This is a genomic window from Dapis brunnea BLCC-M229, from assembly GCF_050015995.1.
Taxonomy (GTDB): domain Bacteria; phylum Cyanobacteriota; class Cyanobacteriia; order Cyanobacteriales; family Microcoleaceae; genus Trichodesmium.
This window is the reverse complement of sequence record NZ_JBNHEP010000002.1, coordinates 25127-34819: the sequence shown is the minus strand read 5'-3', so window position 1 is coordinate 34819 and position 9693 is coordinate 25127. Positions and strand designations below refer to the sequence as shown.

The following is a 9693-nucleotide window of genomic DNA, read 5'->3' as shown; positions in this document are numbered from 1 at the left end:
AAGCCAATAATTTACGAGATATCTTAGAAATTAATCTGGTTGCTCCAACTATATTGAATTAGATAGTCATGCCAAAAATGTTAAAGGGGTCTGCTATTATTTATTTTGGTTATACTATCTCATAAAAGTTTGTCTGATGCCTTTAGTTATATCACTTTTGGCAGGACTTATACCAATGCAAATTTTCCATGAAAAAATGACTGACTAAAATTGAATTATTCAAGCAAGCAATGAACTTTTCAGCAGGTCACTTCACTATATTTTCAGAGAGTAAAACAGAAAATCTGCATGGTCATAGTTTTTCTGTATATGTCATGTTCGAGGCTGAAGTAATGGAAAATGGCATTACCTTCAATATATGTCTATGCTTTGTTTAATGGTGACAAAGAGAAAATACCATTTCTGAAACGAGATGTAAAGTTGCTTCCGGTGCGAAATATTACTGTAGAAGAACTTTCTCATTGGTTTGTGGAACAATTACTGGTTCATGTACAAGAAAATCAAGAGCATTTTATTCATACCATAGAAGTTAAAATATTCTCTAGTCCTGGTCAGTCAGGTAGCAGTTTTTGGAGTCAAAAATGAGCAAAAAATATTTGGTTATAACTGGTGGAAGTAGTGGTATAGGATTGGCAACAGCTCAACTATTTCTGGAAAAAGAATTTCAGGTTATTAACCTTTCCAGAAATTTATGTCCGTTGACAGATGTAGTTAATATTCAGGTAGATTTAGCTGCAAAAGGTTTTGAGGAAAATTTGAAACAAGAGTTACTACCTCAATTAGAAAATTCTGAAACGGCGATCTTAGTTCATAACGCTGCCCGGTTAGATAAGGATAATGTAGAAAATATTCAAGCCAATAATTTACGAGATATCTTAGAAATTAATCTGGTTGCTCCAACTATATTAAATCAGATAGTCATGCCAAAAATGTCAAAGGGGTCTGCTATTATTTATGTCGGTTCTACTCTCTCAGAAAAGGCGGTGCCCAGCGCCTTTAGTTATGTCACTTCTAAACACGCAGTAGTGGGGTTAATGCGAGCCACTTGTCAAGATTTAATTGATCGAGGTATCCATACAGCTTGTGTTTGTCCTGGTTTTACCGATACCCTAATGTTACGAAATCATCTTAATCACGATGAGACGATTATTCAGCAGATAAAAACCATGAATGCTCAAAATCGTTTAATCGAACCTACGGAGATTGCACAAACCATTTATTTCGCAGCTACGAACCCGATTATTAACGGTGCAATACTCCATGCAAACTTGGGACAAAAAGAAAGATAATATGAATAATGAATAATGAATAATGGATAATGAATAATGAAAACTATCTCTAATTATGAATTATTAATTACCTCTGGTTAAAACCGAGAGAATTGAATCAAGTATGGAAATATTATTAATTGATAATGAATAATGGATATTTGTTTTAATTTGACTCAGACCCCTATGTTGCTCAAGAATTTTCTTGTCTGTTCCTTGTTCCCTCTGATAATTTAGGCAAAAAAATGGCAGTTGCTCAATTTAACCCCTTACGATTATTATTTGCTTCTACACCTGTGGGAGCTATTGGTTCAGGTATTGGAGGCGGGGTCGAATTCATATTACAAAATCTTGCCCAAGAAATGATTCTCAGAGGACACAAAGTAGATATAGTTGCGCCACAGGGTTCTATTACTTTTATAAGTAAAGTAAATACTCCCATTATTGAAATTACTGGAGAAATGCAAGGTAGTATTCAGCAATTAAATCGTGACACCCCCATTTCAATAATCCCCAACTCTGTGCTGACAAAAATGTGGGAGTTTATTGGAAAAGAGCAAAGTAATTACCATTTGATTGTTAACTTTGCCTATGACTGGCTTCCCTTTTATTTATCTCACTTTATAAATATTCCTATTGCTCATCTAGTAAGTATGGGGTCTCTCTCAAAGATAATGGATGAGATTATAGAAAAAACTAGCATTCGTTTTCCTGGTACTATTGCTGTTTATACAAAAGCTCAGGCAGAAACTTTCCCCTTTGCTAGTAGATGTCGAATTGTGGCAAATGGTATTGACTTAAAAGACTACCAATACTGTGAAAAACCAGATAATTATCTGGTTTGGATAGCGCGTATTTCTCCTGAAAAAGGATTGGAAGATGCTGTTGAGGTGGCAAAAAATACTGGTATCCGTTTGAAAATAATGGGTTTACTTCAGGATAAGTCTTACTGGGAGAGTATCCAGCAAAATTATCCTGATGCGCCAGTAGAATATTTAGGGTTTCTGCCAGTTAGGGAAATGCAGTTAGTGCTGCGGCGTAGTCGAGGGTATCTAATGACCCATCGATGGAGTGAAGCATTTGGCATGACTGCCATTCAATCATTGGCTTGTGGTGTGCCTGTAATTACCTATAATAAGGGAGGCCCTGCTGAAATTGTACGTCACGGCCAAACAGGTTGGCTAGTTGAGTCTGGTAATCTAGTAGAATTGGTAAAAGCAATTAATAATCTTGACAAACTTGATCGTTTAGCTTGTAGGCAACAAGCCGAAGCAGAATATTCTATCCAAGTTTATGGAAATCGTATGGAAAATTGGTTCTACGATATTCTCGCTCAGACTAGCTAGGGTTTGCTGAAAAAGTATGAGTGGTAAGGGTAGGAGTCAGGAGTCAGGAGTCAGGAGTCAGAAGTTACCGAAAAATTGGGGTATGCGCCTCGCCCTTATAGGGTGACTTTTTGATGTAATAGGGAGATTTGACATCATCCCGACGTTGCGCTTACGCGACAACGCGGGATTCCCTAACATCACTGATAGGGGCTTTCTGCTGCCTCTTTCAGAGGAGCTGCGCTAACATAGCACCTGTCTCTGAGGCCGAACCTCTTTTCGGTCTTACGGTCGCTCCACAGACTGACACTGCTAGCCCAGCAGCCATATTTTTCGACTATAGCACACTACTGTAAATACCGCAATATTGATTGGTTTTCCCATACGACGCTCCCCTTCGGGAGAGCGCGGGTCTTCAACCAACCTTGAGATAAGCTATAGTATTGTTGTCGTGGGTGGGTAATCCGAGACATTAAGCTGATTTATAGATATCTATATATTATGCCCTATAATCAGCCTATAATAACGGGATTTGGTATAATACCAAGGGTGAAAAAAGAATACTATACTTAGGTGAAAATTCAATTATTAAGTAATTAATACAGGCAGAATGACCTTTTTGATAATTATTAGCCAGGAGCATAATTATTCTTAATGTTTACTTTTCCCCTTGGTAATACAGCAATTCCCGCTGTTATGAGGTACATATTTAGCGGGCAAGATACCAGCACTACAAGAATTTTACTATTCACGCCTTGTACATCATTTGTCTGAAATATGCTGTATATTTTAGAGGCATTATCTCTCTAGCTACTTTCGATAATTGGTATTATATTACTGGCTATTTTTCCAGGAAATACAAAGTCAAGTATTGGGTTCCGAGGATGTCAAACCAACCCAAAGATGTTGCCAATAAACCATCCATAAAATATAAAAAATATTAATCCTTCCCAACGAGTTACCTGCTTATCTTGAGTGACAAAAAAGAATAAAATTGTTCCTACTAATAAAACTAATAACCCACTGGTAACAACATCTTCAGGAATTACTAAATTACCTATAAATCTTGGTATTCCCATTACCATTAATGAGTTAAAGATATTAGATCCTAAAACATTTCCTACTGCAATTTCTGGGTTTCCTTTTCTAGCTGCAGAAATAGTAACTATTAGCTCTGGTAATGATGTACCAAGGGCAACTGCACTTAAAGCAATTAGATCCTTACCTATATTTAGTATTTCAGAAATTTTAGTAACAGATTCAATTGTGTAATTAGCACCCAAAAAGACAAATAATGAACTTACAACCACAATCACTATTTGCGTTAGTGGCAAACTTTTCTTAGACTTATTTTCGGCTACCGACTGTTGCTCTTCCTTGCCACTACTAATTGTATATAGAACATAGACAACATATCCCAAAATACATATAATAGCTTCATTGAGAGAAAAGTTACCGTCTAAAACAGTTAAACCTAATAAAAAGGCTGAACCAACAAATATTGGTAAATCTACATTAATTAGTTCATATTGTATCCTTAAAGGACTACTAATTAATGATGCAGTACCAATAATCAAGAAAATATTCGCAATGTTGGAACCTATAACATTACCAAAAACAATTTCAGAGGAGTTTTGATATACAGCTATAGTAGATGATACTAACTCCGGTAGAGAAGTTCCTACTGATACTATTGTTACTCCAACTAAAAAAGGAGAAATTCCTAAAGATATACCTATTTTTTCTGCTGCATCTGTAAAGAAGTCAGAGGCTTTGATTAGAACGAACAAGCTGACTATAAATATTATTAGCCAGATAATTAAATTTTGCATTAGGTAATTAATTTGGCATAACTACTTATATACTTAGACTACCATACACTATACTTGTAGCAAATCCAAATATCACTTTATAGTTACTATGTTTAATAGAGTTGTTGGGAAATAAAAATTGAACAATGCTCAAAAGGTTACTCTATAAGGTTTTCAGGATTTTAGGACTGAAAAAAGGCTATAAACTTTGATTGATAAGGGTTTTAGCCTTTTTTTTAGCTTAATTCCCAACAACTCTAATATAAAAGTTGACATATCTTCCATGATCAAACGCCTTAACAGTTTGATATCTGACTGCTTCTAAAAAATTCCGAAAGTCTTTAATATGATTTTTGGCAACTTCAACTAGCATATCAGGTTGATAACTAGATATCAAATTTTTTGCTCCTACCAAAGCATCTATTTCTGTACCTTGTACATCAACTTTGATAAAGTCTACTTTTTCTTTAATTAATTCATCTAAAGTCACAACTACTACTTCTTTACCATTAATGATGTTATCGCCAATTTCTGTTAAACAGAAATCTTTAGCAGGATGTTCTTTTATAAAAGAGGTACGACGATTTTTGCCAATAGCATAACCTAATTTAGATAAGTCAACATTACTAACTTGATTAATTGAGATGTGCTTCTTCAACGCTGCAATAATTTCTGGATAAAATTCTATGGGAATTACTTTTGCTGCCTGCATAATTTTAGCAAAGTAAACTAAATGATTCCCTGTATTTGCTCCAATATCAACAATCACTGGATTTGATGATTTTAGATTCTGCCGGATAAACTCTAACTCCGCTAATTCATAAAAATTTCCACCAACATTAGCAATTTCTACTGCTAGATTTTTGCCTGTTATTTCAAATTTTATGGGGGTGTTTTGATAATTGAATGTAACTAAATTATCTCCTTGAAGTAATCTATTCACTAAGGTCAACCAAACTTTAGCTGTTTGATAATTAGGATTAATTTCTAATGCTTTACTAAATTCTGATTTAGCTTCCAAGAGTTTATTTTGTCTAATCAGTAAATTACCGATCGCCTGATGAGCTTGAAAACTCTTAGGTGATATTTCTAGGGCACGACGAAAATAATTTAGTGCTTCGTCAAATCTACCTTGCTGAACTAAACTATTACCAATATTTCCATAAAATTCTAAAGCGGAATCTGGTTTAAGTTCTACTAATTTTTGCCAGTAGGTAATAGCTTCATTTAATTGATTTAGCTCTTGTGTAATTCTAGCTAAAAGATACAGTAGGGATATATTGTTTGAATCTATGGAAAAAGCATATTTATAAAATTGAGTTGCTTCATCTAGTTTGCCTTTGCCTTGCTCTATTAAACCGAGGTTAATTAGGGAAGCTACATGATTACTATCAGATTTTAGTATATTTATATATCTTGATTCTGCTTCTTGTAACTTTCCCTCTTTTTGAAATTTGAGAGCTATTTGGAATTCTTGATTTATATCTGTCATGGTTTTAGGGAATAAGAAATAGGATAGGGAATAACCAAAAAATATCTACCCTGTCAGTTGTACCACATTAATCACCGAATCTGCTGTATATTTTATGTTCTTTGTTAAGCTCTTAATATGTTCCTTACCTCCGCTAAATTTTCAAGTAATTTTTTATAACTGTGGCTAATAAAGAATTGGTTAGTACATAGACTGATAATAAATCTTAGACCAGGAAATGTTTTTCCAACTGTTCCCTATTCCCTCTCTTAGTGCGCATTCCCTTGCGTCTTGCGCCGACGCGGGGTCGGACCGCTATTCCCTGTTCCCTTCTATACTGACAATTATGAATCAAATCTACAAATAATCAATAAATCTTTTCCAATTGACGAAAATCATGTTCTACTTCCGCCCAGAGAGCGCGGTTTTGGGGGTCTGTTTTGAGTGCTTTCTTCAGATAGTTTCTGGCCTTATCCAGTTTTCTCTCACTAATGAGGTGACGTGCCCAACGTTGATAGGCGATCGCTTGCCACTGTCGCACTTCCCAATCTTGAGGCATTCTCTGGGCTAAACCTTCTACTAGAGTAATAGCCAGAGGATATCTCTTATATTTTAATAACTGCTTTAATTGTAAATAATAATTTTGTTTAAGTTGGTTTTCTACTTCTGAGGTATGAGATTGATTTTTATCTTGTTCTTGTTTAGGATTTACCCTAACTTTTGTTGGTCTTGGAGCTGTAGTTTGTGAAGATACAGTTTCTGATTTTGAATTTTTATTAGTTGTTGATGTGGGAGTGGAATTGTATGCTAATTCAGTTTGAGCAGGAGTAATCTTCACCAAAATTTTGTAAGCTTCTGTTACTGCAATAAACTTATCTTTAGCTTGCCGATCTTTTGGGTTAACATCTGGGTGATACATTCTTGCTAGTCGTCGATAAGAAGCTTTTACTTCTCCTAAAGTAGCTCCTAAATTTAGCCCTAATTGTCGATAATAATCTGCAATATTCATATATTTTGAGGAAATTGGGAAGATAAAATAAGGTTTAGTTAAAATTTCAGGAATGATTTATCTCTCTTTTTCCTTTGTCTAAAGATTATAGGTTTAATTCACTTTACTATTTTGTTCAGTATTCAGTAGTATAAGGAATTAGGAAGATAAAATAAGGTTTAGTTAGAATTTCAGGCATGATTTATTTGCCTTTTCCCTGTTTCTGTGCGACTTAGCCTATCTATAAGTTTCCCACCCAAAATCTATAACGTTATAGTTTTTCTTGAGTACATCATATAGTCTTTCCAGTTAATTATTCTGGGAGGAAATAATTATTTATTTGCCTTTTCCCTGTTGCTGTACGACTTAGCCTATCTATAAGTTTCCCACCCAAAATCTATAACGTTATAGTTTTTCTTGAGTACATCATATAGTCTTTCCAGTTAATTATTCTGGGAATAAATAATTATTTATTTGCCTTTTCCCTGTTGCTGTACGACTTAGCCTACCTAGAAGTTTCCCACAAAAAATCTATAACGTTATAGTTTTTATTAAGTACATCATATAGTCTTTCTAGTTAAATCTTCTGGATAGTCTTTCTAGTTAAATCTTCTGGGAGGAAATAATTATTTATTTGCCTTTTCCCTGTTGCTGTAAGACTTAGTCTACCTAGAAGTTTCCCACAAAAAATCTATAACGTTATAGTTTTTCTTGATTACATCATATAGTCTTTCCAGTTAATTATTCTGGGAGGAAATAATTATTTATTTGCCTTTTCCCTGTTGCTGTACGACTTAGCCTATCTATAAGTTTCCCACCCAAAATCTATAACGTTATAGTTTTTCTCGACTACGGATATACTCTCTTTGGTTAAATTTGTGGAAATATTGAGTTTAACTCGGTTCCTTTGGAAGATCAGGAAAGAGTAAAAAATAAAAAAAGTGCAGTTAAATTTTCCGGAGTTATTTATTGCTCTGTTTATTGATTCTGGAGATTTTAGAGCTGATTTGTAAACTTAGCTAAAAGTCTTATATTACCTAGCTTTTAATAATTTGGCGCTGACTCTAAAATAACTCGCCAAGCTATAGCAAGGAATTAAGCCTCTTAATATTTACTTGATAAATCAGTTCTTAAGTTTAACTTTCCAGGATATTTTTTGAATTTAGTTATACTCAGTTAGTTGTGATTTATTTCCTCAACTAACTACCTTCTTTCTTTTTACTCTTTCCTGGTTCTTTCATTTAACTTTAACGTTCTTCAATTACTTGGTCAATTAGACCATATTCTTTCGCTTCTTCAGCAGACATAAAATAGTCACGGTCGGTATCTTTTTCTATCTTTTCCAAAGATTGACCTGTGCGCTCTGCCAACATATTATTTAATACCGATCTAACGCGCAGAATTTCTTTAGCTTCAATCTCAATATCCGTAGCTTGACCACGAGTACCTCCCATGGGTTGGTGAATCATAATTCTGGAGTTAGGTAAAGCTAGTCTTTTACCTTTAGTTCCAGCAGCTAATAAAAAAGATCCCATAGAAGCTGCTAAACCCAAACATATAGTAATGACATCTGCTTTGATATACTGCATAGTATCGTATATTGCCAATCCTGCTGTTACAGAGCCACCAGGAGAATTTATATAAAGATAGATGGGTTTATTTGGATCGTCGGAGTCCAAATACAACATATAGGCTACGATTCTATTAGCTAGAGCATCTGTAACTTCTTGACCAAGAAAGATAATTCTTTCCTGACCAAGACGGGTATAAATATCTATCCATCTTTCATACTGACTACCAGGAAGACGATAAGGAACACTTGGAACACCTATAGGCATAATACTTCTTTCCGTTTGATTTTATTGAGGACTTATTTCAGTTATCAGTTATCAGTAGCTCTTATACTGAAGTTGATTTTTTTCATTCCCTTAAAAGAGAAGACTTTAGACCTGATTTTCTGGTTAAGTTTTTGGTAGTTCTTTTCTACTTACCAAAACTTGTTGATTTTATTGAGGATTTAAATAGTAGCAGGTAGAGGTTTTGGTAGTTCTTTTCTGCTTGCTAAAACTTGGTCAATTAAACCATATTCTTTAGCTATTTCTGGGGTCATATAGAGCATTCTATCTGTATCTTTTGCAATTTTTTCTACTGATTGACCCGTATTTTTAGAGAGAATATTTAAGAAAGTTGTCTTATTAGCTAAAACTTCTTTTGCTCTAATTGAAATATCTGTTGCTTGACCTCTTGCTCCTGTTTTTGCTTGATTCAAAACGATGGTAGCATGAGGTAAACTTGCCCGATATCCTTTTGTACCTGCTGACAAAATCATTGCTGCTGTACCCATAGCTTGACCAATACATATTGTATGAATTGGTGGTTTTACATAACTCATGGTGTCACAAATAGCAAATGCTTCTGTTTCAAAACCAACTGCATCTCCTGTATACCAAGAAGTACCAGTAGAGTTGATATAAAAATAAATTGGTTTTTCCGGATTATCAAATTGTAGATAAAGTAGTTGAGCAATAATTAATTGAGTAACATCAATGCCTATATTTCTTTTGACTTCATCTGATGAAAATAATGGTAACCCCAAATAAACGATTCGCTCTTTTAACATTAAAGATTCTAAATCAGGGGGGGGTGTCCGAAAAGATGAGTCTCCATAGTAAGTGCTTGTTTGAACTGCTTTTATTGGTGAGTTCATGAGATAATTCCTAATAATGATTGTACTATCTTTTGATTATGTTAGCCTGCGTAATATTATTGTAGGGGATACGATTGTTTATTAGTCATCTTTTCGATCAGTTATAATGTAACTCTGATATTT

9 protein-coding genes are annotated in these 9693 nt (G+C 34.4%); 4 read left to right on the top strand and 5 right to left on the bottom strand.

Annotation, left to right across the window (positions count from 1 at the left end):
- Positions 1–230 precede the first annotated feature (230 nt).
- The 4 genes from ACP6PM_RS00435 (at position 231) to ACP6PM_RS00420 (ending at position 2614) form a co-directional block, all read left to right on the top strand.
- Positions 231–377, top strand: a complete 147-nt coding sequence (locus tag ACP6PM_RS00435; protein ID WP_426580815.1) for a 6-carboxytetrahydropterin synthase — start codon at positions 231–233, stop codon at positions 375–377.
- On the top strand, positions 340–585 hold the full coding sequence (locus tag ACP6PM_RS00430; RefSeq protein ID WP_426580813.1) for a hypothetical protein: 246 nt from the start codon (positions 340–342) through the stop codon (positions 583–585). Before ACP6PM_RS00435 ends, ACP6PM_RS00430 begins: the two co-directional genes overlap by 38 nt.
- Positions 582–1289 carry an SDR family oxidoreductase gene (locus ACP6PM_RS00425; RefSeq protein ID WP_426580811.1) on the top strand — a complete coding sequence of 236 codons (708 nt, stop codon included), beginning with the start codon at positions 582–584 and terminating at the stop codon, positions 1287–1289. Before ACP6PM_RS00430 ends, ACP6PM_RS00425 begins: the two co-directional genes overlap by 4 nt.
- 224 nt (positions 1290–1513) lie before the next feature.
- Positions 1514–2614 (top strand): glycosyltransferase, encoded by a 1101-nt coding sequence (locus ACP6PM_RS00420; protein ID WP_426580810.1) that lies wholly within the window; start codon positions 1514–1516, stop codon positions 2612–2614.
- Positions 2615–3480: 866 nt separating this feature from the next.
- On the opposite strand, the gene ACP6PM_RS00415 is transcribed toward ACP6PM_RS00420, so the two are convergent.
- The 5 genes from ACP6PM_RS00415 to ACP6PM_RS00395 form a co-directional block, all read right to left on the bottom strand.
- The gene (locus ACP6PM_RS00415; protein ID WP_426580808.1) at positions 3481–4425 is read right to left on the bottom strand and encodes a calcium/sodium antiporter; all 945 of its coding nucleotides are present in this window, start codon (positions 4423–4425) and stop codon (positions 3481–3483) included.
- A 220-nt stretch (positions 4426–4645) separates the two neighbouring features.
- Positions 4646–5896: a protein arginine N-methyltransferase gene (locus ACP6PM_RS00410; protein WP_426580806.1), complete on the bottom strand. Its 1251-nt coding sequence runs from the start codon at positions 5894–5896 to the stop codon at positions 4646–4648.
- A gap of 346 nt (positions 5897–6242) precedes the next feature.
- Positions 6243–6884, bottom strand: coding sequence for a J domain-containing protein (locus tag ACP6PM_RS00405; RefSeq protein WP_293100072.1), 642 nt, complete (start codon positions 6882–6884; stop codon positions 6243–6245).
- 1226 nt (positions 6885–8110) lie between these two features.
- On the bottom strand, positions 8111–8701 hold the full coding sequence (clpP, locus tag ACP6PM_RS00400; protein ID WP_293100075.1) for an ATP-dependent Clp endopeptidase proteolytic subunit ClpP: 591 nt from the start codon (positions 8699–8701) through the stop codon (positions 8111–8113).
- Positions 8702–8880: 179 nt separating this feature from the next.
- A complete protein-coding gene (locus tag ACP6PM_RS00395; protein WP_426580803.1) occupies positions 8881–9570 on the bottom strand; it encodes an ATP-dependent Clp protease proteolytic subunit in 690 nt (229 codons plus the stop codon).
- Positions 9571–9693: the final 123 nt, after the last annotated feature.